The 22,896-nt window shown below is 32.8% G+C and carries 17 protein-coding genes; 11 read left to right on the top strand and 6 right to left on the bottom strand.

Features of this window, described 5'->3' with window-relative positions; translation table 11 throughout:
- Positions 1-9: 9 nt before the first annotated feature.
- From H3U97_RS03860 to H3U97_RS03850, 3 genes are read left to right on the top strand one after another with little or no spacing between them, the layout of a single operon-like run.
- A complete protein-coding gene (locus tag H3U97_RS03860) occupies positions 10-1,503 on the top strand; it encodes a sugar ABC transporter ATP-binding protein (RefSeq protein WP_065578794.1) in 1,494 nt (497 codons plus the stop codon).
- Complete coding sequence (locus tag H3U97_RS03855) at positions 1,500-2,483, top strand: ABC transporter permease (RefSeq protein WP_198198220.1); 984 nt, start codon at positions 1,500-1,502, stop codon at positions 2,481-2,483. Before H3U97_RS03860 ends, H3U97_RS03855 begins: the two co-directional genes overlap by 4 nt.
- Before the next feature lie 16 nt (positions 2,484-2,499).
- The gene (locus H3U97_RS03850; protein ID WP_065578793.1) at positions 2,500-3,432 is read left to right on the top strand and encodes a sugar kinase; all 933 of its coding nucleotides are present in this window, start codon (positions 2,500-2,502) and stop codon (positions 3,430-3,432) included.
- A gap of 425 nt (positions 3,433-3,857) precedes the next feature.
- On the opposite strand, the gene H3U97_RS03845 is transcribed toward H3U97_RS03850, so the two are convergent.
- Positions 3,858-4,679, bottom strand: a complete 822-nt coding sequence (locus H3U97_RS03845; RefSeq protein ID WP_198198218.1) for a DeoR/GlpR family DNA-binding transcription regulator — start codon at positions 4,677-4,679, stop codon at positions 3,858-3,860.
- 308 nt (positions 4,680-4,987) lie between these two features.
- On the opposite strand from H3U97_RS03845, the gene H3U97_RS03840 reads away from it, so the two are divergent.
- The 3 genes from H3U97_RS03840 to H3U97_RS03830 all read left to right on the top strand — a co-directional run bounded on the left by H3U97_RS03840 (position 4,988) and on the right by H3U97_RS03830 (position 6,808).
- Positions 4,988-5,413 (top strand): hypothetical protein, encoded by a 426-nt coding sequence (locus H3U97_RS03840; RefSeq protein ID WP_065578791.1) that lies wholly within the window; start codon positions 4,988-4,990, stop codon positions 5,411-5,413.
- 219 nt (positions 5,414-5,632) lie between these two features.
- Entirely contained in the window at positions 5,633-5,959 is a 327-nt protein-coding gene (locus tag H3U97_RS03835) for a hypothetical protein (protein ID WP_198198216.1), read from the top strand.
- A 12-nt stretch (positions 5,960-5,971) separates the two neighbouring features.
- On the top strand, positions 5,972-6,808 hold the full coding sequence (locus H3U97_RS03830) for an MBL fold metallo-hydrolase (protein ID WP_198198214.1): 837 nt from the start codon (positions 5,972-5,974) through the stop codon (positions 6,806-6,808).
- A 150-nt stretch (positions 6,809-6,958) separates the two neighbouring features.
- Here the strand turns inward: H3U97_RS03830 and H3U97_RS03825 are convergent, their stop codons facing one another.
- Entirely contained in the window at positions 6,959-7,846 is an 888-nt protein-coding gene (locus tag H3U97_RS03825) for a LysR family transcriptional regulator (RefSeq protein ID WP_198198212.1), read from the bottom strand.
- Positions 7,847-8,289: 443 nt separating this feature from the next.
- Here H3U97_RS03825 and H3U97_RS03820 point away from each other — a divergent pair, with 443 nt between their 5' ends.
- Positions 8,290-9,666, top strand: coding sequence for an MFS transporter (locus H3U97_RS03820; protein WP_198198210.1), 1,377 nt, complete (start codon positions 8,290-8,292; stop codon positions 9,664-9,666).
- A gap of 17 nt (positions 9,667-9,683) precedes the next feature.
- Here the strand turns inward: H3U97_RS03820 and H3U97_RS03815 are convergent, their stop codons facing one another.
- On the bottom strand, positions 9,684-10,892 hold the full coding sequence (locus H3U97_RS03815; protein WP_198198208.1) for an MFS transporter: 1,209 nt from the start codon (positions 10,890-10,892) through the stop codon (positions 9,684-9,686).
- Between the two features lie 134 nt (positions 10,893-11,026).
- On the opposite strand from H3U97_RS03815, the gene H3U97_RS03810 reads away from it, so the two are divergent.
- Positions 11,027-11,914 (top strand): AraC family transcriptional regulator, encoded by an 888-nt coding sequence (locus H3U97_RS03810; RefSeq protein ID WP_198198206.1) that lies wholly within the window; start codon positions 11,027-11,029, stop codon positions 11,912-11,914.
- A gap of 70 nt (positions 11,915-11,984) precedes the next feature.
- Here H3U97_RS03810 and H3U97_RS03805 read toward each other — a convergent pair whose 3' ends face one another.
- Positions 11,985-14,201 carry a TonB-dependent receptor gene (locus tag H3U97_RS03805; protein ID WP_198198204.1) on the bottom strand — a complete coding sequence of 739 codons (2,217 nt, stop codon included), beginning with the start codon at positions 14,199-14,201 and terminating at the stop codon, positions 11,985-11,987.
- A 1,156-nt stretch (positions 14,202-15,357) separates the two neighbouring features.
- Between H3U97_RS03805 and H3U97_RS03800 the strand changes: the two genes are divergently transcribed.
- From H3U97_RS03800 to H3U97_RS03790, 3 genes are all read left to right on the top strand, one after another.
- Positions 15,358-17,364 (top strand): TonB-dependent receptor, encoded by a 2,007-nt coding sequence (locus tag H3U97_RS03800; RefSeq protein WP_198198202.1) that lies wholly within the window; start codon positions 15,358-15,360, stop codon positions 17,362-17,364.
- A gap of 308 nt (positions 17,365-17,672) precedes the next feature.
- Positions 17,673-19,424, top strand: coding sequence for an ABC transporter ATP-binding protein (locus H3U97_RS03795; RefSeq protein ID WP_198198199.1), 1,752 nt, complete (start codon positions 17,673-17,675; stop codon positions 19,422-19,424).
- A complete protein-coding gene (locus H3U97_RS03790; RefSeq protein ID WP_198198197.1) occupies positions 19,424-21,181 on the top strand; it encodes an ABC transporter ATP-binding protein in 1,758 nt (585 codons plus the stop codon). Before H3U97_RS03795 ends, H3U97_RS03790 begins: the two co-directional genes overlap by 1 nt.
- Positions 21,182-21,344: 163 nt before the next feature.
- Here H3U97_RS03790 and H3U97_RS03785 read toward each other — a convergent pair whose 3' ends face one another.
- A complete protein-coding gene (locus H3U97_RS03785; RefSeq protein ID WP_198198195.1) occupies positions 21,345-21,812 on the bottom strand; it encodes a hypothetical protein in 468 nt (155 codons plus the stop codon).
- A 151-nt stretch (positions 21,813-21,963) separates the two neighbouring features.
- A complete protein-coding gene (locus H3U97_RS03780) occupies positions 21,964-22,686 on the bottom strand; it encodes a winged helix-turn-helix domain-containing protein (protein WP_198198193.1) in 723 nt (240 codons plus the stop codon).
- Positions 22,687-22,896: the final 210 nt, after the last annotated feature.

Genomic DNA, 22,896 nt, shown 5'->3' with positions numbered 1-22,896 from the left:
AATCAACTAATGAATAATATCATTTTATCTGTGGATTCTATTGCCAAAAATTTTGGTCCGATTCAAGCTTTGAAAAATGTTAGTTTAGATATCTACCAAGGTAGAGTTCATACGCTATTGGGCGAAAATGGCGCAGGAAAGTCTACATTAATGAAAATTCTCGCCGGAATTTATCCGCCAAGTAGTGGAACAATTACTTATCAAGGCAATGTTATTACTATAAAGAATCCAACAGAATCAAGAAAGATAGGGATTGCTATTGTTTTCCAAGAATTGAGTTTAAGTAATAACCTAACGATTGCTCAGAATATTTATGCCAATAATGAACCAAATAAATACGGCATTATCTCTGATAATCAAATGATTAAAAATTGTAATGCATTGTTTGCTGAGTATGGTATCAAATTGAATCCAGCACAAATTGTTGGAACCATGTCTATGGCGCAACGGCAATTGGTTGAAATTGCAAAAGCACTTAGTTATGACGCGAAAGTATTAATCATGGATGAACCGACTTCATCATTAAGTGATAATGAAGCAGAACTACTCTTCAATATAATAGAGAAGCTTAAACAGAAAGGTGTTGCCATTATATATATTTCGCACCGGATGGATGAGATCATGCGTATTTCTGATGATATTTCTGTTATGCGTGATGGCGAGTATATTGCCACCCATCAAAAAAACGAAACCACCATCGATGAGTTGATTGCTGAAATGGTTGGCCGTGAAGTACAAAATATTTATCCACCAAAATTACCACATCAAATTCAGGATGATCCACCTTTATTAGAAGTTAGAAATTTAGATCATTCTAGAGAATTCAAAAATATTAGCTTTAAGGTGCATTCTGGTGAAGTAGTTGGCTTTTTTGGTTTAGTTGGTGCCGGTAGGTCAGAAGTGATGAAAGCGTTGTTTGGGGTAACTAAATACCAAGGTGAGATTTTTATTTCAGGTAAAAAAGTCAATATTAATTCACCAACTCAAGCCATTGAACATGGCCTTGCTTTCGTTACCGAAAATCGTAAAGAAGAAGGCTTGGTTTTGATGCATGATGTTCATTCAAATATTAATCATATTGCCTTTCAATATGAGCCATCTTTTATCATCAATAATAGAAAAGAATTATTAAATTCGACTAAATATATAAAAAAGATGGCTATTAAAACCAATAATCCATTCCAAGTAACCGGTAGTTTAAGTGGTGGTAACCAACAAAAAATCGTTATTGCCAAATGGTTAGTGAAGCCACCTAAAATTTTGATTTTAGACGAACCAACTCGGGGAATAGATATTGGTGCCAAATTGGAAATTTATAAATTAATAAGAGAACTATCATCAAAAGGTACTGCAATCATTATGATCTCATCAGAACTACCCGAGGTGATGTCTATCAGTGATCGTCTATTTGTTATGCGTAATAAAAAAATTGTAAAGGAATTTAATACTGAAGGGTTAACTCAACCAGAAGTAATGAATATAGCAACAGGAGCATCTGCATGAATACTAAAGAAAATACCTCGATGAATAATAGTAATTTTAAAGAATCTTTTTTTAAAGTATTCCGTCAATATGGGGGAATTGTTATCGGGCTAATTGCTTTATTCATTCTGTTTTCATTTATGAATAGTAACTTTTTAACGAGTACCAACATTATGAATATCGTCTTGCAAGTATCAATTATTGCGATTACTGCATTTGGTATGACATATGTATTGTTACTTGGTGATATCGATTTATCAGTTGGTTCAACTATAGCGTTAACAGGTACATTAGCGGCACTTGCTTTACTTTGGGGATTACCATTTTATCTTGCTATATCTATAGCCTTGCTACTTTCAATTGTTGTTGGTTTTATAAATGGTAGTTTAACGGCTCTTGCTGGTATTCCATCGTTTATTGTTACTGTGGCAACCATGGGGATTTTCCGCGGAATTGCTTATATCATTACCGATGGTAAACCCGAGATGATTATGGATGATGTATTTCTTGAATTAGGTAATGGTGATATTTTTTCAATTCCTAATCCAATATGGGTGCTATTAATATTGTTATTAGTCAATCATTTTATCTTATCTAAAACGACATTTGGCAGAAAAATTTATATCACTGGTGGCAACAAAGAAGCCGCTGTTTATTCTGGAATTAATGTTAAAAAATTAAAAATACAAGTTTTCATGATAACTGCATTAATGGCAGGAATTAGTGGATTATTGTTAGCATCAAGACTCTATTCAGGTCAACCAAGTACCGCACAAGGTTATGAATTAGATGCTATTGCTTCAGCTGTTTTAGGTGGAACAAGCTTAAATGGTGGTCACGGCACAATTATTGGAACAATGATAGGCGCTCTAATCATCGGTGTTATTAATAACGGTATGAACTTAATGAACATTCCTTATTTTTATCAACTAGTTGTTAAAGGATTAGTCATTCTATTAGCTGTATATATTGATGTTCGTAATAAGAAAAACAGAGTTTAAATGGAGTTGAATTAATATGAAAAAAATATTTACACTAGGTGAAATTGTTGTCGAAATTATGGCTAACCAAAAAGGGCAATTATTTACTCATGATGGACTATGGAAGGGCCCATTTGCCAGTGGCGCTCCAGCAATTTTTATCGATCAAGTGGCGAAATTAGATGAACCAGCAGCGATGATAAGTTGTGTTGGTAATGATGGCTTTGGTGAGTTAAATATAAAAAAACTGGCTGATGATGGTGTTGATATCTCTCATATTAAAGTTATGGATGACCAAACTACGGGAAGCGCATTTGTAACTTATCATGAGGATGGTAGTCGGGATTTTATTTTTAATATAAAAAATGCTGCTTGTGCTCTGATTAATGAAGACATGGTAAGTCAAAAGATTTTAGAAGATTGTGATCATCTTCATATAATGGGGTCTTCATTGTTTTCTAAACAAATTCTTGATACCGCTAAAAAAGCTATAGCTATAGTTAAACAAAATAAGGGTATCATTTCCTTTGATCCTAATATCCGCAAGGAAATGTTAAATCTGCCTGGCGTGAAAGATGCGCTGTTAGCAATATTACAACAAACCGATATTTACCTACCAAGTGAAAGTGAAGTCACATTATTAGCCGATACGGATAATGAGAAACAAGCAATCGATTATTTTTTAAATAATGGTATATCGTCTATTGTTATAAAAAAAGGTGATAAGGGAGCGAGTTATTATTCAGCAAGTGAATCTTTTGATGTGCAACCTCATTTAGTTACCGAAATAGATCCGACTGGAGCCGGGGATTGCTTTGGTGGCGCATATGTTGCTTTAATTCATAAAGGTTTTACAGCCAAAAAAGCCTTAACTTATGCTAATGCTTGCGGTGCATTGGCGGTGACAAAACAAGGACCAATGCAAGGTACGTCAACATTAGAGCAAATTGAAAAATTCCTACAAAAATAGTTGATTTCAATCATGATTAAGCCCCTAATAAGGGGCTTTTTAATTAACTTTTCAATAGAAAACAGTATATTATATTAATAATAATCAATAATTTTTATATATTGTTTTACGCCTTCAGCAATCAATAATATTGAAAGTAGCTACCAAAATTTCTGTTTATTTAAGTGACGTTGTCACTAATTTTAGGGCGAATCTTAACTAAAATTAGCTTACAATACCAAATAAAAAAATCTAACTAAATAATAGTTGATATCAAAGTATTCAAGGTATTACTGTTTCTAAGAAAATCAACAATAAACTCCTTGTATTAATGATATTTTTAGTAAATATATTATTGAAATAAATTACCTAAATACTAATAACGTTCAGCTAGCCAAATAAGCATGACTGATATCATATTTAGTTGCAGGAATTCTAAATTAATTTTATTTTTTCATTGAGTTTTGATAGATAACGCTATCTTTATTGACACTAGATTGTTTAAATGAACAATTAGTTATCTGCTGATGATATTCTGCCATTGTTGAGTTAGAAAGAATGATTACATCAATTTGTTGAAGTGAAGCGAATCCAAAAGTATCATTTTCTTCAATTCGACTGGGTAGAAGTGCGATGCGACAATTAGCGTTGTTTAATAATAATTGATATCCTTCCATCAATTGACCATTAGATATGGCAATTTCATCATCGATGTTGATTGCCTCTATTTCAAATATAACAGTAGATAATTCATATTTAGTTAAAATCGTTTGCACATCTTTTTTATCAAAGTTGGTATATTTTTGGTTAAATACTCCTCCAATTAATACTATTTCTCCTTGAATATAATCTTTTGCTAACATAGCAAAACTTAAATCATTTACAAGCAAAGTGAGATTTTTCTTATTATATAAATATGGTATGAGTTTAGTGGTTATCCTACCATTTAGTAAACATACAGTATCACCATCATTAATGAATGATAAACATCGCATAATCAAACTAATATCTGAGTAAGAGTTATTGGCTTCATTGTTTGAGTCGAGATGAGATTTATCAAAATTATCTTTTGGCTGTAAATATATAGCTCCGCCGAAGGATCGCTTAAGATAACCTTGTTGTTCTAAATAATTTAAATCTTGTCGTATTGTGACACCCGATACATTTAATAATTCAGATAATTCATCAACTTTAACTTCACCTTGTTTTCTAACTATTTCGGCAATATCTAATCGTCTTTTTAACAGTGAAGTATTTACTTTAGCCAATTTTATTTACCTCTTTAAAAAATTATGTATTAATAATTTCTGCAAAAGCAGATGATGAAATACTTTTTCTAATAAAACTTAAATTTATGATCTATTGCTCATTACTAAATCAGAGATAATCCATTGTTAGCATTATAATCAATGGTTTATAATGATGTTTCTATAAAATAATATAAAACAGATTATCTTACTTATCTTACTTATATTATTATGATATTAAATATATATTTAGCTTTATTATCTGCCTTATTCTTTTTTTATAAATGTTGAACTAACGTTAGTTAGGGGCAAATAAAAGTAGCTGCTTTATGATTAAAAAATTAACCAATATACAAATCCATAACAATACAATCATTATTGATGGCCATGACAGTAAAGTTCATATAGATGGAACTTGCTTAGACGCAGCTCTATTAACAGCTGAAAATAATATTTTGTTATTTGTTACTTTTGATTGTCCATTTGAAGAAATTTTAGCTATTTATTTATTCGATTTACAACAAAATCGAATAATTGATAAAGCGATGATATATCAAATGTATTATACAGGTTTTTTCAGTGATTTAGTGATTGTTTCAGAAAATAGGCTTTCTTTTGATTTTCTGATCGAAGGTGGTTGGACCTTAGCGTTATTTGATAAACCCAAAAAATCGCTAAGTCATTTATTACCCATGTCAATGGTGAAGCGTCCTTTTTCATTAACAAGATACTTTAGTCTAAAAAGAAATGTTTAATTCTATACTAAAATTGTTAGCCTCCAGTTCTTTGCCCATTTATAAATAAAAATCTTGCTCTAATCTAATTTGTCTATTAACCATTTCGATGAGGACATCGAAATTATCCATTAGCATAAAATATATAATCTTTTAATAATATTGCTACGCTTTAAAAGATGATAGTACTTATCTGGTTAGGTTAATAAATTCAGTTAAGTTGATAATGGAGAGAATCAAATGCCAAGTATTACAATTTATACTTCAGAAAATCATAAGATTGAAAATGAAGCTTTTTCTGAATTTTCAATTTGTTTAAAACAGTTAACCCAAAAAGTGTTGAAAGCCAAAGATGATAATATACACATAGCTTATTTAACAAGTAATATTGGTTATGGAAGACCGATCTATTTTGAAGCCAAATTAAGAAAAGAAGTTTTTCGTAATGAAGAGGTGATGAAAACCTATATACATCAGGTTGATTTATTAATTGAAGAAAAAATGGCTGTTAAAGCCAGAATTCGTTGTTTTATGTATGACGTCGACTATATATTTGCTAAAAATTAAAGGTTACTAACTATGAATAACGAATTTTCAAACAAAGAACTAGGAAATATTTTAGTTACAGCAATTAGTGATGGTTATTTGGATGCTAACTTTGATTTACTGGCAAATATTGATTTTGCAGAGTGTGAAAGAATCCAACGAAATGCTCATCAAAAAAAACTAAATGCCGTGCATATCAATACATTTTTAGTTCAAAAACAAGGAATGAATATTCTAATTGATGCTGGTGCTGGTGGAGTAAAAGGTTGGGGAGGAGAATTAGTTAATAATTTAACTAAGCTAGGTCTTAAAGCTACAGATATCGATGCTATCCTATTAACTCATGCTCATCCAGATCATATTGGCGGTTTGCTTACTTCAAATGGAGAAGTTGTTTTTCGAAATGCTAATTTATTGATTAGTGAAGATGAGTATAATTATTTGCAAGATGAAAAATCTTTTATAGCTGCTTCAGAACGTGTAAAAAATAATATTATTTTAGCTCGCAATGTTTGCAAACAGTATCAAGATAGATTGAGTTTCATTAATAAAAATCAGGTATTTCCTAATATATTTGCTATTCCTCTACCAGGCCATACACCAGGACATACGGGTTATAAAATTGTTGGTAGTAAGCAAAGTTTATTAATTTGGGGGGATATTGTCCATTTCCCATATATTCAATTATTAAAACCAAATGTCTCTATTGCTTTTGATTATGATCCGAAATTAGCAACAGAAACACGTTCCCAAGTGCTAAAAATGGTTTGTCGCGATAATATGCTTGTTGGTGGTATGCATTTTGGATCCAAAGGTTTCGGTTATATCAAAAAAAATCGAACAGGATATGAAATAGTTATAGATGATTGATTAAGTATGGTTATTTATCAAAATGATTTTTTCATTGAATTAATAGGTTAAGTATTTTTATATTAACTGTAATGTGAATTAGCGTTATTTTATAAATTCATATCCATTGCAAGTTATATCTTTATCATATTTCTTAAATAAAAGTTATTATCAATAGCCTATATAGCTTAATCGAGGATCTTGAAAAACTGAAGTAATCATATTAATCAATTTGTTGATGTCAAAATAAGAATAGTTTGTGTGATGGACCAATTCGATTTTGAACTCATTAAATTGTTTGTCTAGCTTATGTAGTTTAATTTTGTTTTTTATCTCATTACTAATTGAACAACGTAATACTAATGCGATTCCTTTTCCTAATGCTATATTTGAAAAAAGTACAGGATAAGATCCACATTCAATTACTCGTTCTGGTTTAATATTACTGGCAGAAAATAACATTTCGAAGTTTCGTTTTGATGTTGCGCATTGTTTACTACTGACCAAAAAAGTTTTGCCATCAAGATTAGCAATATTGGTAATTGTTGGGTGACTTTTATCTGTTGCTATAACGAGTTCAGATGCAAGTAGTATTTTAGTTGTATGTTTTTCGTTTGAAAAGCCAGAACCAATAATTACAACATCAAATTCATTTTTATCATAAGCATTGAGTAAACTCAGAGTATTGCCGATGGTAATATTAATATTTAATCCGAGTTCTTGCCCTAAATTAATTAAGGACGTAATGATATAAGGTGGTAGGCATTCAATTATTCCAACATTTATATTTGCATAATTTTCTTTGGTATTGGCTATATTTTTTTTGCAATCGTCCGCTAACTTTAAAATTTTGAGTGCATATTCATACAATATTAATCCTTGTTTAGTTGGAATGCATCCTCCAGTTTTTCTATCCAACAAAAGGGTATCAAGATTGTTTTCAAGACTTTGTATTCTATGAGAAATACTCGATTGGACACGATTCAAACGCTCAGCAGCTAAGGTTATATTACCTGTTTCTACAACTGTTACGAACGCTTGAAGTTCACTTATTTTCATTTAACACCTTATGTTATAAATCAATTTGATATAGGGACTAATAGATATTTTTTGGATTTGTGAATAATTTTCAAATAATTATATTTAAATAACAATGCTCGAATTATGAACCATATTGTAGTCAAACTTATATGTACTGCATTATCAGTTTAGAGCCAACACTATTACCGAATCAATTATATAAAAGAGGATATGATTAAGGCATCTATCTTTTCGATAAGGTATTCGGTTTTATTCATTGGTTTTCTTGTATTGTAATAAATATAATTTTTAGCAATAAATTCATTTAATTACTTTATAGCAAAATGGTTACACAATCAAATGACTGAACATGATTTTAGATCTTTTAAACAACGCATATCGTTTGTTAATGTTGTGTATCCAAATAGGCTAGTGATAATACGGCAATTCAATATAAATACTTATTAAAAAGATAAATTAATATGATAAACAACCATACACAAGAATTTGGTAGTTCAAGACGTTATTTTGCTACAGCAGCAATTTTAATCGGCGTCGGGATGTCGGCATTAGATGGTTCAATTGTGAATATTGCATTACCTTCTATTGTTAATGTATTAGATATTGAGGTGTCATCAAGTATTTGGATTGTTAATAGTTATCAGATCGCTAGTGCTGCAACTATGCTAATTTGTGCATCATTATCTTCAAGGGTTGGAGAAAAACTTTTTTTTAAATTAGGCATGTTGCTGTTTACGCTCTCTTCTCTGGGTTGTGGTCTTTCGCCCAATTTCTCAATTCTTGTTGTTATGCGAATGGTGCAAGGAATAAGTTATGCAATGATGATAAGTGTTGGGTTAGGTTTGTATCGAACTATTTTACCGGCAAATATGTTAGGAACAATATTAGGATTAAATGCAATGGTCTTTGCAGTAGGTACCGCCATTGGCCCTGCATTGGGAGGCTTTATTATTTCATATTTAACTTGGCCTTGGCTCTTTTATATCAACATTCCGCTAGGTATCCTCGCTATAACACTTTCTTTTGTTTTTTTAGGCAAAGATAGCGAAAAAGAAAAAGGATTTGATTGGTTAGGCGCTATAAGCTCGGCAACTGCATTAGGGTTAACTGTAATTGCGGTTGATCAAATAGGACATTGGGATAATAAAACCCTTATATCTTGTATTTTTGTTGCGATAATTTTATTTATCATATTCATTAAAGCTCAACATCATGCAAAATATCCATTATTGCCTTTAGATATATTTCATTCGAGGATATACAGTTTTGCTGTAATTTCTTCAATTCTAATTTTTATCGCTCAAGGGATAGCATTGGTCAGTTTACCATTTATATTACAACATACTTATGGTTACTCAGTACTTGAATCCGCATTTATGTTTACTCCATGGCCTATAGCTGTAGCCTGCTGTGCACCACTAGCTGGAATACTTTCTAATCGTTTTAATCCAACTAAAATATCTTCAATTGGTGCAATGCTTTTTTGTTTAGGGTTAAGTTCATTAGCTTTTTTATCTGAAACTGTATCTACAATTAATATACTATGGCGAGTCGCTATTTGTGGAGTTGGCTACGGTCTGTTTATTCCGCCAAATAATAGAGAAATGTTTATTAATGTTAAACATAATCGAACTGTTATTACCTCAGGAATGTTGTCTACAGCCAGAACAACTGGTCAGTCAATTGGTGCTGCTATTGTTATGGTAATAATAATTTCATTAGAAGGTGATAAAGGAATAGATTTTAAACGATTTGTTTTTTATGCTTTTAGTTGTGCCAGTTTTATTGCCTTATTTTCATTTATTGCTAGTATTTCACGCATCCACAAAATAAAGTAATCAAACACTGAACACTATTATTTATTTCTAATCATTAGGTTAATAACAATAATACTTATTAGAGCCAATAAAAAGGCAATTAAATAATTAAAATAATCTGCAATTGTCATTGAAATAGAGGAACCAATTATTTCAGAGAATAATAAGCTGCTCTGAAAAATAGCATAATCTGTAGCGGTTTGTTTTCCTTGCTTGGCAAAAATCATCGTGATGGTATAAATACTAACATTAATCGTTCCTATACCAATACCTAAAATAGTCATCATAATGGTAGTCGTCATAGGATTAATATAATCAGGCATATAGTAAAGTAAACACCAAAACAGAATTAGGAAAAATAATAAAGAAAAACCAAATTTAAGCGTCTGATAAGGGTGTTTAGTTTTTAATAAATAGGCTGCAATGGCACAACCTAAAAGCATAGTTAAATACCCACCAATACCGGTATAGATACCAACATCACTCACAGAGAACCCATGATCCAGTAAAATAAATTTAGTTGTGGTTAAAATTACCGAACCAGCAAAAGGTATCATGATCGCAAGCAATAGCATATGGTAAGCATTTTTTCGTTTAAAAAAATTGTTGATTCTTGCGCGTGAATTGGATCGTGAATTGTGGCCTAAATTGGGCTCTGTCCATATAGTGAGTTGTAGAATCGATACAAAAATAATCACAACTAACAATAAGATACTATAGGTTTTTCCTAAATAATCATAACAAACGGTTACACCAGCTCCACCGATAAGCATACCAGTAATATTGCCCATCACTTGAATACTATTTATCTGGCTAATCGTATTGTTTTGCGATAAATCAGCTGCCAGTCCATCAGTTGCAATATCGAGTGTTGCAGAAACGATACAGGATAAAATAATAACTAGAAGAAGATAAGTGGTCGTTTCTGCTGTAAAAGGGGTGAAGGCGATGATGGTTATAAGTATTGCTAATAAACATTGCATTGGCAGTAACCAGCTTTTCCGATAGCCAATTTTATCTATCCAGTGATTTTCAACTATTGGCGCCCATAAAAATTTAACGACCCATGGTAAACCAGCTAGCGGAATCATTGCTATTACAGCTAATGAAACACCTGAATCACGTAATAGGATAGGGTAGGCGTCAAAAGCTAATCCGACGGGTATACCTTGTATGATATAGAGTTGCGCAATAATAAATAAAAAATAGTTTTTTTGTTTATCTGCGGAGATGGTTTTATCGTCCATGGGGTGTTTTATAAGCTTCTATAATAAATATATTATAAATTCTATGCTCCAAAGGATATTAGCAGATAAATGGTAGCTTTATTTTGTTGTAAACGCAAATGATATTTGTTATCGTTTATTTGTTTGGAGGATATATGCATTTGGATAAATTACCCAATAATAAAAAGAACAGTTCATTCATTGAGTTACAACATGGTTTAGCGGTATGTGTGAATAGTGCCGATGATCTAAATGCCATCGATATCAGTAAAGCATTTCCTAGTAGTGATAAATGTTTATGTTTTAATTGTCAGTTACAAGGTAAATTGAGTATGCAAGTTAAAGATAGGAAGCTTGTTACCCATAAAGGGGATTTGACTTTCGGCTTTGCTGATGGTGAGACATTTCATCTTCAGCACTCTAAAGATTTTTGTAACGTTGAAGTTATGATAATGCCTGAATTATTGGATGTTTTACTCGGCGAAATGGATTTTCAATTTTCTAATTTGGATAAGAAAGTGAATTTTTTCCTTCATCATCATCCCATTCATCAAAATAGCAATGTATTATCTTGTGCTCGCGAGCTATTTTACTTGATGCAAAACACGGACCAATCAAATCGATTATTAGTCTATGCCCATGTATTAAAATACTTAAATTGGTACTTCAAATCTTTTGATAATCATTTAGGGCATCAAGAGTTTACCCAATGGGAGTATAAACAATTTAATGATGCACGTGACTATTTAATCAGTGATTTAACCAATCCACCAACCATTGATTGGTTAGCTAAGCAGGTTGGTCTTAATCATAGCAAGTTAAAAAAAGGTTTCAAGCAGATTTTTGGGAAAAGTATTTATGCTTATTTTTTGACAGAACGGATGTATAAAGCTAAACAGTTATTAACCGAATATAGTGTTACTGAAACGGCAATTATGATGGGTTATAGCAATATTAGTCATTTTAGTTCAGCATTTAGAAAACAGTTTGGGGTATTACCTAAAGAGATACGCCGCCAATATTCTTCTAATCTTCTTGAATAGTGACGACATTGTTTATGGTTAAGCTATTATCTAACTTATTTAAAGTCTATTCTCTTCAAATAAATTATTGTTAATAGTTATAAATAAATCCAACACCTAACGTTCGGCCTCTACCAGGTGATCCAATTGTTGCATCTGGACCATCATGAGACAGCGCCGGAATATGATATCCCCATAAATCATAAGATTTATTTAATAGATTATCACACCATACATAAAATTCAGCATTTTCAGTTTTAACGGCAATACGAGCGTCAAGTTTGTTATAAGCTTTTAAGCCAAATTTATTTTGCACATCAGCTTGGCGAGAACCAATATAACGATCGGTGATTTGGGTTTCTAATGATATTCCTGAAGCTAAATTAAGTGGTATAGAGTGTAGAATGGTTAAGTTAGCATTCCAATGCGATGTATCCGGCACTTCGTTATGTTTTTTTACATGAGCTAAACTTTTGTTAGGCGTACCGACTATTTTTGCATTAGTGTAACCTATGCCGCCGGTAAAGTCTAAGTTTCCAGGTGCTTTCCAAAAACCATCTAGCTCTACACCATAACTTCGGATATCATAATTTTCAACCACAGATACAAATGTTGCTGGATTATAAGCCATTAAATGTTCACGTTTAGTATCGTTATAAAATAATGCCGTGTTTAATCCTACAGTATTATTTTCAGTCTTTAATCCAATTTCATAAGCGTTTACATACGCTGATTTATAAGCTTGATCCGAATGACCTAAAGTAGCGAAATCCGTACCTTCATCATTAAAACCACCAGTTTTATATCCTCGTGAATAAAGACCATACAAGGTTGCATAATCATTAAGTAAAAAGTTCAAACCTAGTCGGCCAGTGGTAAAATTATCGGTTATTTTTTGCTTATCAAAAGCCAAGGTTGGTTTATTTTTATTATTTTCAGCATAAATTGAGTTAGCTAGCCATTTTGCATGATAATTCTTCTTTTCGTAAGATTGACGAAGACCGGCTGTTAATTTGAGTTTTTCTGTAACAGGGTAGGTGACTTCACCGAACACACCGACATTATCTGTTTCAAATTGTCTTCTAATGTTAGCATTCAATGCATTACTTGGATAAAACACATCCATAACATCATAAGTATTTCTATGACGATCATTGGTATAGTAGTTTATACCTGCTACCCAAAATATTGGTGCTTCAGGTTTAGATGAAACTCTAAATTCTTGATTGAAAAGATTTTCTTTGGTTAAATAAGACCAATTAGATGGTGGTGACATACCGCTCAAATGGTGGTACAACCTACCTTCATAAATTGGTGATCTTTTGTCATTTTTACTATACGAATAACCGGTAATAGAACTCAATAAGCTATTATCCAACTCATGTTCCACTTTAAAATTGAAACGATAAATATTTTTATCATTCTTATCGCTGCTATTAGGAATGTTAATTTTTGGATGGTGACCGTATGGACGCATCATATACATATCGTCCATACCCATAGCCTCTTCTATTTCGGTAATAAATGAGATAGAAGTGAGTTCGGAAGCTTCCCATAATAATGTGCCTCTAGCGATTTTATTTCTAAGAATACTCACCGGTTTATGGTCATTAACATTTTCTAGAATGCTATCTGCTTCATCATAACGGACAGCAAAACGGCCACTTAACTGCTGGGTTAAAGGACCACTGATGACACCTTCCGTTAATATTTGATGGTCTTGTCCAAATTCGGTTCTAAAAGCTGATTCAAAATAGCGAGTTGGTTTTTTCGAAATAACGTTGATTGCACCTGCCTCGCTATTTCGGCCAAATAATGTACCTTGAGGGCCTTTTAGTACTTCGACACGCTGAACATCAAGTAAATTTAAGGTCGTATTACTTTTTGATTGAGGCATCCCATCGACATTAATACTAACCGAACTGTCATCGCCACTCATTGGTAATACCGAACCTACGCCACGCATCCGTATCGATTTCGCCGCTCCCATATTACTAATTACTTGCACGCCAACGGTATCGTTTAAAGCTTTTTCTAAATTTGTTTCCCGTCGGTCAACCAGTTTTTTATCGTCAACAATATTAACCGTAAACGGAATATCCTTGGCAGACTCTTTAACATGCCTAGCGGTAACTATTAATTGTTCTACTTGATCACTATCGTCTTTTTTTTCAACTGTATCTGCCATTGTGTTGAACGATAAACAGAAAATACCGGCCATTAACCACGGTGAATTAATAATGCTTTTGTTAGAATAAAGTAAAGCTTTATTCGTTATTTTATTGGTGAAAACTAATTTGTATCTCATACTTTTTTCCTAAATTCAGCCATAACCCAAACAAGCAATAGGGGTATATTTTTGTTTCATTAATAAATTGATTATTTAACGTGCTACTTAGTTAGCAGCATTGATATGTTTAAATAAGAATAATTATCATTTATAATGTAAATGTTTTGCTAGGAAAGGACTCCCCATATTGGGCAAAAATAACCGAATCAGGTCTTTTTTTTGCTAATTTCACTGTTTTTTTATTTAATTAATTGATTTATATATGAAATATTTTGCTGCTATTTTCTGAAATTTTGTGCTTATAAGCATGATATTGCGAAATGTTAGGTTGAATAATCGCATCATTTGAAACTATCATTTAAATAACAAAAAATTATCTCTCATGTCTAATATTCTTAACTTTGTCACTATATGTTATTTAGCATTTATATCGTTATTCTAAATTAGTTGTTAATCATTCTCTGTTACAAGGTGATTCTTATAAATTATTTAGTATCTATAGCTATATTTGATTACTGACCCCTGATATGCCAGCCTCATGATAAACGTTTGCGTAAATAGATTTGAAGATGACAACTAAATATGTAAATAAGTGATCAAAATCAAAATATTTAATATTCCAATTAATCATCCAAATTTGCACAAAAAAACATCTTATTTACCTTTGGTAATAAAGGTTAAGCATATTGTTTGAAAAAATTTCTTAATACAAATGTTGTTCCCATTAATTTATTTAATATCAATAAATTAAGTTAATTTTGAATGATTAAAAAACAAATGTTTGATGGGTTTGACAATAAGTTTGCAATATGATAAAAGATCATAATTGATAATGGTTATCAATATCATTAATGATCAATTTTATCTGTATACAGATAAATAAAATTTTAAAAAAAGTAAAAAATGGCTATTTAACAAAATATTATTGAATAGAAAGCGACACATCAAACCGTTGAGAATGCTATTTGGGAAGTTGGTGATAATTTAGAATTGATTAACATACTTCAACAAGAGTTTCACACTTATTTTCGAATGATTGGAATATAAGGTTGTCCTGTTTTATTAAATAAAACGAACAAACTAATAAACCAGAAATTAAAATTTTGGATTTGATACTAGCTGGTCATTAATATGCCGCAATATGTGAATAACATAATAACAATAGGATTTGTACATGAAAAGTTTGAAGTCTAAATTAAGTTTATTTAGTTTGTGCATGATTAGTGGCTATAGCGCGGTTAGTATGGCAAATGAGATCAGCAATAAGACAGAAACACAACAACCTGATGATATAATCATTGTCGTCGGCGAAAGAGTTGACCGCAGCGAGGTTGAAACCGGTTCAAGTGTTAACATTATTACCAATAAAGAACTAGAGCGTCGTCCAGATCTGTACTCTTTAAATCAGGTATTAAAGGAAACACCTAATATCATAGATACAGGACTGGGAAACGAATTACCCACAATCCGCGGTATTGAAGGTTCGAACTCGCCTGGTTCTATGGCATTCTTTACCGGTGCGCGCCCTCGCTTTAACGTTTCAATCGATGGCCGTACCTCAAACTATAACGAATTGGCTTACGGTAATAAATCATTATGGGATATGAAGCAGATTGAAGTGTATCGCGGTCCGCAAAGCTATGCGCAGGGGCGTAATGCTATTGCCGGATCGGTGGTTATGCAAAGTAACGACCCAGTCAATGAATACGAAAGTGCAGTAAAGTTTGATTACGGTAATCAAAACCGTCGCCAGTACGCAGCGATGCTTTCCGGGCCTGTACTTAAAGATGAATTATTATTACGCCTGAGTATGGATCGACAAGAGCGACAGTCATCTGAACATCTTGCTGATTATTATCCGGCAGGTAACTCGCGTAAATTTGAAGCAACTACAGTGAGAGCAAAGCTTTATTGGTTACCATCAACACTCCCCGATTTTTATAGTCGCTATACGTTTTCCCATATTGACTCACGAGCGCCACAGGGCGAGTTCAAGCCACGTAATAAGTCTGAAACTTACCGGGCAGTATTTCAAGTACGGTCAGCGAGTAATATTTGGGATATTGGTTATCAAATAAATGATGCTTTAGAATTTGAGAATAAAGTTATTTATTCAAACTATATACAGGATCGTTATGCGCTTTCATCCGGAGGGCCAGCTCGGGTTGAAGGTCATGAAGTTCAGGTTGAGCCAATATTGAGATTCAATTCTGGAGATTATCGCGGTTTAGTCGGTTTGTTTTACTACAACTCACCTCAAGATGAATCGGTGTTATTAATTAAGAAAAACAATTATCACGATAAAACTGAAACTAAAGCGATATATGGCGAAGTAACGTTTAACCCTCTAGAATATATTGAAGTAAATATGTCTGCTCGCTATGAACAAGAGGATCATAAACGTAACGGAGGAAAACTCTTTGTTGTGAACTACAAAAGTAAAGAAAAGGAATTCCTGCCTAAACTTGACGTAGCCTATCTTTTTAACGATGCTCATCGCATAGGTGTCAAGGTAGCACGAGGTTATAACCCAGGAGGTGCAGGAATCTCATTTATTCCACCTTTTGCAACATATGAATACGATACTGAATATGTGTCGAGTTATGAGTTGTATCATCGTTGGATTTCACCAAACAATCGCCTAAAAGTTAGTACCAATCTATTTTATAATGACTATAAAAATTTACAGCTTCCTTATTATAATATTTTTGGTAGCCCAGTAATTGATAATGCCGATAAAGCAGTGACTTATGGTGTAGAGTTTAATCTTAATTGGCAAGCAACAAATGATTTAAATCTTTTAGCAGGCGTAGGGTTGCTGAAAACTAAAATTAAAGAATTTTCAGGGAATCCAAATTATAAAAATAATAAACTCAGCCGTTCTCCCGGTTATACATTCAATATAGGTAGTTATTATACATTACCTGCGGGCTTTGAAATCGGAGCTAACTTAAATTACACCGACTCTTATTACTCATCCGTATCGAATAGTAAAGATTCAAAAACTGACGGATACTCACAGGCAAACGCGTATATAACCTATAACTTCAAACATGGCAATATAAAGCTCTATACCGAAAATGCATTTAACTCTGACAAAAAAACTAAAATTATTGATGGTGGGTATACAACTTATCAACAGCCTCGTATGGTGGGGATTTCTACTGAGCTGAAATTTTAACACTGATAGTCACTATATTACTATCAGTGTGATTTAAGGTTAAATTATATGAACAACTCAAATAATACTGGATTTCTCCTGTATTGATATAACTGACTAGATTCTATTAATGGGACCGTTATGCCAACTTTGCCAGTATAGTTCGCTTAGCAAAGCAAAAAATTTAAGCAAAGAAAAAATTTCGGCAGTAAAGAGGTTAACTTGTTGCAAGAGAAAGCAAAGGCATTCGAGGTTAATATGTTTAGTTGCGATAACCTAGAGATTGTTTCTTATTACATGATAGATATAGGCTAAGGATACACTTAATTATGAATCACACGGATATATTTCTGCCAGTAAAGAATAAAGTATCTCATTCAATATTTTTGGCATCAATTGCTCAGGTGCTTAAACTGAGTATCTGGTTAACGTTGATCTGGGTTTTACACCAATTGATGTTGGATGCTAGCGTCTTCCCGGGATTGCCGATTGTCTCTCTACTTGTTCTGAGTATTCTTTTTTATACGCTGAGAACTTATGCTCACGATAAGTCTCACTATGCGGCATTTGAACTAGAAAAAATATTACGAACTAGGCTTATCAAAAAGATCAATCAATTGCCAATTGAAACGGTTAGAAACATGGGCAACGGAAATCTTGTCAAAACATTAATTGATGATATTAAAGAATTACATGCCTTTGTGGCTGATGCTCCGCCCTTAAAAGCCGAGGCATTCGTTACGCCAATTTTTACCTTGCTGGTTTTATTTATCTTTAATTGGGTCTTTGCAAGCATTGTATTTGCCATCACTTTAGTTACTTTTCTACTGCTGAGTTTTATCATGAAAAAAGCTAAGCTTTTAAAGGAAAGCTATAATAATGCAACTATTCAAATCAACAGTAAAATCATTGAATATATTCAGGGAATGAGTGCGGTAAGAACATTTGATGCCGGGGAGGGAGCATTCGGTCAATATCAAAAAGCACTGGAAAACTATAGCCAGGTGGTCTTTCATTGGTTGCAATCTATGCGATTGTCTACAAAAATTGCTCGCAGCCTTTTCTCCGCTATGCCGATGAGTATCATATTAGTTGTTGGATTGAGTTTAGCCCAACTAAATGACCAAATCTCATTTATTACAACCTTCTGTTTTTTATTGTTGGCGATCGGTATTGCAGAAAGTGTTCATCCAGTGATGAGTCTATTTCAGATATTACAAAAGTCAAAGGCAGCAATAGAAAGAATATTTGAAGTTGAAAATCTACCAATTTTAGAGGCGCCTTCCAACCCGCTATTACCTGATAATAATGAGATAATTTTCAAAAAAGTTGGGTTTTGTTACCAGAATTCTGACACTGTTTTATCCAATATCAATATTAAAATTCCTGAAAATTCATTTACCGCTCTTATTGGTACATCTGGTTCTGGTAAGACAACGCTAACAAATCTCATTCCACGCTTTCTTGATGCAACCTCTGGAACGATAACTTTAGGTGGAGTTAATATAAAAGAGATTGAATACGCTGAACTTATGTCGAGAATCTCATTTGTTTTTCAGGATAACTTTTTATTCTCATGCTCGATCGCAGATAACATACGCTATGGGTTAGACAATATCTCTGATGAAGACGTTATTGAAGCCGCCAAAAAAGCGGAAATTCACGACTTCATTTTGACACTTCCTCAACAGTATAACACTCTGGCAGGAGAAAGAGGGCAGCTATTATCCGGTGGTCAAAAACAGAGGATCACCATTGCCCGAGTTTTTTTACAAAACCGACCGATCGTTATTTTAGATGAACCGACGGCTTTTTCTGATGCCCGAAATGAAGCATTGTTGTTAAAAGCCTTTAACCGTTTAATTGATAGAAATAAAACTGTCATTATGGTAACCCATCGCTTATCGACGATTGTCAATGCCGACCAAATAATATTATTGGATAAAGGGATGATTAAAACTCATGGGACACATAATGATTTAATCGAAAATTCTAGTGATTATAAATTGTTATGGCAAGAGTATAACAAAGCAAAAGATTGGTCGATTCCAGTCAATAATTTGGCTGATGGAGAAAAGTGATGAAAGAGTATATTAATACAGACACACGCACAACAAAATCATTGCTGAAAACGTATATTGGCTTAATCAATGCGGCTGGTAAGCAAAAGAAAATATTGATCCGCAGTCTGATTTATACTGTGATCTCCTCTTGTCTATTTGGCGTTTCGTTGGTTTTACTATATCCCTTATTTGCAGCACTAGAAGCCAAAAGTGTTACTGCAACAGTTACTCATTTAATTATTGTCGTTGTTCTATTGATAGGTAGTTTTATTTTTAAGGTGCTTTGTGAACGCTATGATGCGGATGGTTATTCGACGTTGGCAGTTACCGAGCTAAGGGAAAAATTAGGTAACAAGCTAAGACATATTTCCTTAGATTATTTAAGTCAGTTTAGATCTGGGGAAATAAATTACCTTATGATGCAAAGTGTAAATGAAGCGGCAGTATTTACATTTATGCTACTCAATATCATCATTACCGGCGTGGTTATACCACTATCAGCTGCAATAGCCTTGTTATTTTACAGTTGGCAACTTTCTTTGATGATGCTTTTGGTCTTTCCAATGGCAATTCCACTCTACCTGTGGCGTAGGAAGGCCTATCGCAGAGGTTTTAGCATTCTGGCAGAAGCCAATGCCAAATTAAAAGGGGAAGCTGTCGAGTTTGTACAAGGACTTGACGTATTAAAATCGACAGGCCAAACCGAAGAGAAGATGACAGAGTTTATTAAGGTAACAACAGATGTGGCAAATATACTGCGTATTGGCACAAAAAAAGGCGAAAAACCTAACTTAATTATAACTATCGTGATCCAAATTGGTTTGATCCTTATCATCTCGTTAGGTGCCTATTTGGTGAATGCTACGACCATTTCTTACCTCTTATTAGCCAGCGTGTTATTAATCGTTGCTCGTTCCACGGATGTATTAAACTATTTTGTACAAATGTCATCGATGCTTGAATCATTGGTTATAGGGTATGAAAAATTGCAGGAACTGTTGAATGCACCATCATTACCTGAAAAAAAGGCAGAGATTATGCCTGAACACTATAATATTGAATTTGAACGAGTTAACTTTTCGTACCGAGGGCAGGACAAATATGTGCTTAAAGATATATCCCTTCAGATCCCAGAAAAAGCATTAACCGCTTTGGTCGGTGCCAGTGGTTGCGGTAAGACTACAATAACCAAGCTTATTCTTCGGTTTGCTGATGTTAAGTCAGGCAGTATTAAAATCGGTGGTATTGATATTCGAGATATGTCTCAGAGTCAGTTAATGAGTCTAGTCTCTGTAGTATTTCAGGATGTCTATTTGTTTCAGGACACCATTATTAATAATATCAGAATGGCAAAATTATCCGCTAGTGACGAGGAGGTCATCGAAGTTTGTAAACAAGCAAATTGCAACGAATTTATCCAGAATTTCCGCGACGGTTATCAAACACAACTGAATGATATTGGCAAAAGTCTTTCTGGTGGGGAAAGGCAACGTATCTCTATTGCCAGAGCTATTTTGAAAAATGCCCCTATTCTTATCCTTGATGAGCCAACTGCTGCTCTTGATACTGAGAATGAACTGGCAGTGCAAAAGGTGATTAATAAGCTAGTGCAAGGAAAAACGGTATTAGTGATCGCTCATCGACTTTCTACTATCATCGGTGCTGAGCAAATTGTAGTAATTGATAAAGGCGAAATTGTGGAAAGTGGTACTCACCAGCAGTTATTGCAACAAGATGGAATTTATAAAGAGTTTTGGCATCTTCAGCAAAATTAAACTCATCTGTGGCATTAATGTGCTGTTACCCATAGCGAGTTACGAAGTGTAAACTGTCTGGTGCTCATAAAACGGTACATAACCGGTAAGTTGTTATGGGGAGCATGTTGGGGCATGGTCAGTAAGTACAACAATCATATTGTGCATACTCTCTTCATTGAATTCATTCATTTTTTGAATAAGTATCTCCATCTGATATGAATTTTTTATATTCATCTTCAAAATCGATGAAAGATACAATTTTGTATTTTCCTTCGTTATGTTTATATAACAATGCCCACCAATGGAGATGGGAATTATTATTTTGTATTTTGTGTAGTACGCCATTTTTTTGAAAATAAAAAATAGCCTCATCGTTCTTTATTAAATATGGTTTATTAATAGATTTAAGGTAATTATAAACTAAGAAGAAGTAATAATTAGCGTCATCGGCTATAACATAGAAATCATCACCCATATTAGTTTTTAACTTATTAATTGTATTTTCACTGGGAGTGACTAATATAACTATATCTTTGTCAAAAATAAATTTTGTTTTTTTCTCGAATAGTATTAAATTATTTTGTCCTGCTAAAGCCGCGTGAAAAGAAAAAAATATTAAGCAGAAAAATATGAATAATGTTTTTTTCATAATAATTAAAGCCCCCCTTCTAATTGTTGATTTATCTGGATATGATAGCAATCATTTTCAATTAAAGCATGATCTGCTTAAGCCCTTATTTGAGCTAAAAATTGCTTAGAATCAGTTAATCCAGAATTGACATCATGCTAAACATATATAATTAGTCTATCATCAAAAAGTTAATTTTTATTGTAAATCTCCATTTATCAATTAATAAGAAATTTAAATTTTTTCTTCCTTTTGAGGTAATTGTTAATTCACGTTTATTATCTTCTTGTTTAAACCATCCTTGTTGTAGCATTGATTGCAGTATTAAAGTCCCTAAGGTGCCACCAATATGATCCCGATGTTCAGTAAAATCTATACAGCGCTTGCCAACACAAGCTGTGTTAGATGTGTTAAATAATAACTTATGTTCATTAAAAAAGATTTTACCTTTTTCAGTAACCACAAAAAAATTGTCTTGTATAACAATAAATTCATTATTAATAAATGATTGGGTAAGTGCTACAGACCATGAGCCAGCTAAATGTTTATAACATGTTCTTGCCTCTTTAAATTTTTCTTTAGTTTTAAAGTTGGATAAAAATAAACAATCATTTGGCGGAATAATGTTAAACGTTGATTCTATAAACGTTGCTGTATCTTGATTTTTTATTTCATAGTAGCGGTGTTTACCACATGTCCTGTGATGGATAAGTGCAACATTTTCTAATTTTTTTAAATGAAAACGAGTAGCTTGTGGTGATAAATTCAGTCGATTTGCTAACCATGAGGCTGAAAGCGTTCTACCATTCATTAATTCCGTAATAATCATAACTCTACTGACGTCAGACATTGCATCCGAAAATCGTATTAAATCCTCACAATATAATTTACTCACTTTTTAGAATCTCCAAAAAAAATCAATAATGTTTTAGTTATTATTCAATTGGTAACCAACAAAGAAAAACATATTGATATACGTTTTTTAGCTAACTTGTTTAAATTTCTTTTTAAACATAATTTATAAAAAGTAAATAAGCTAATTAGATATTTTCACCAACACAAAAAGAAAGTACATGAAACTCTATGAAAAAAAATATTTCATTTT

It is taken from the genome of Gilliamella sp. W8128 (genome assembly GCF_016100545.1).
Classification (GTDB): domain Bacteria; phylum Pseudomonadota; class Gammaproteobacteria; order Enterobacterales; family Orbaceae; genus Gilliamella; species Gilliamella apis.
The sequence above is the reverse complement of the archived record's forward strand: the minus strand, read 5'-3'. Positions and strand labels throughout refer to the sequence as shown.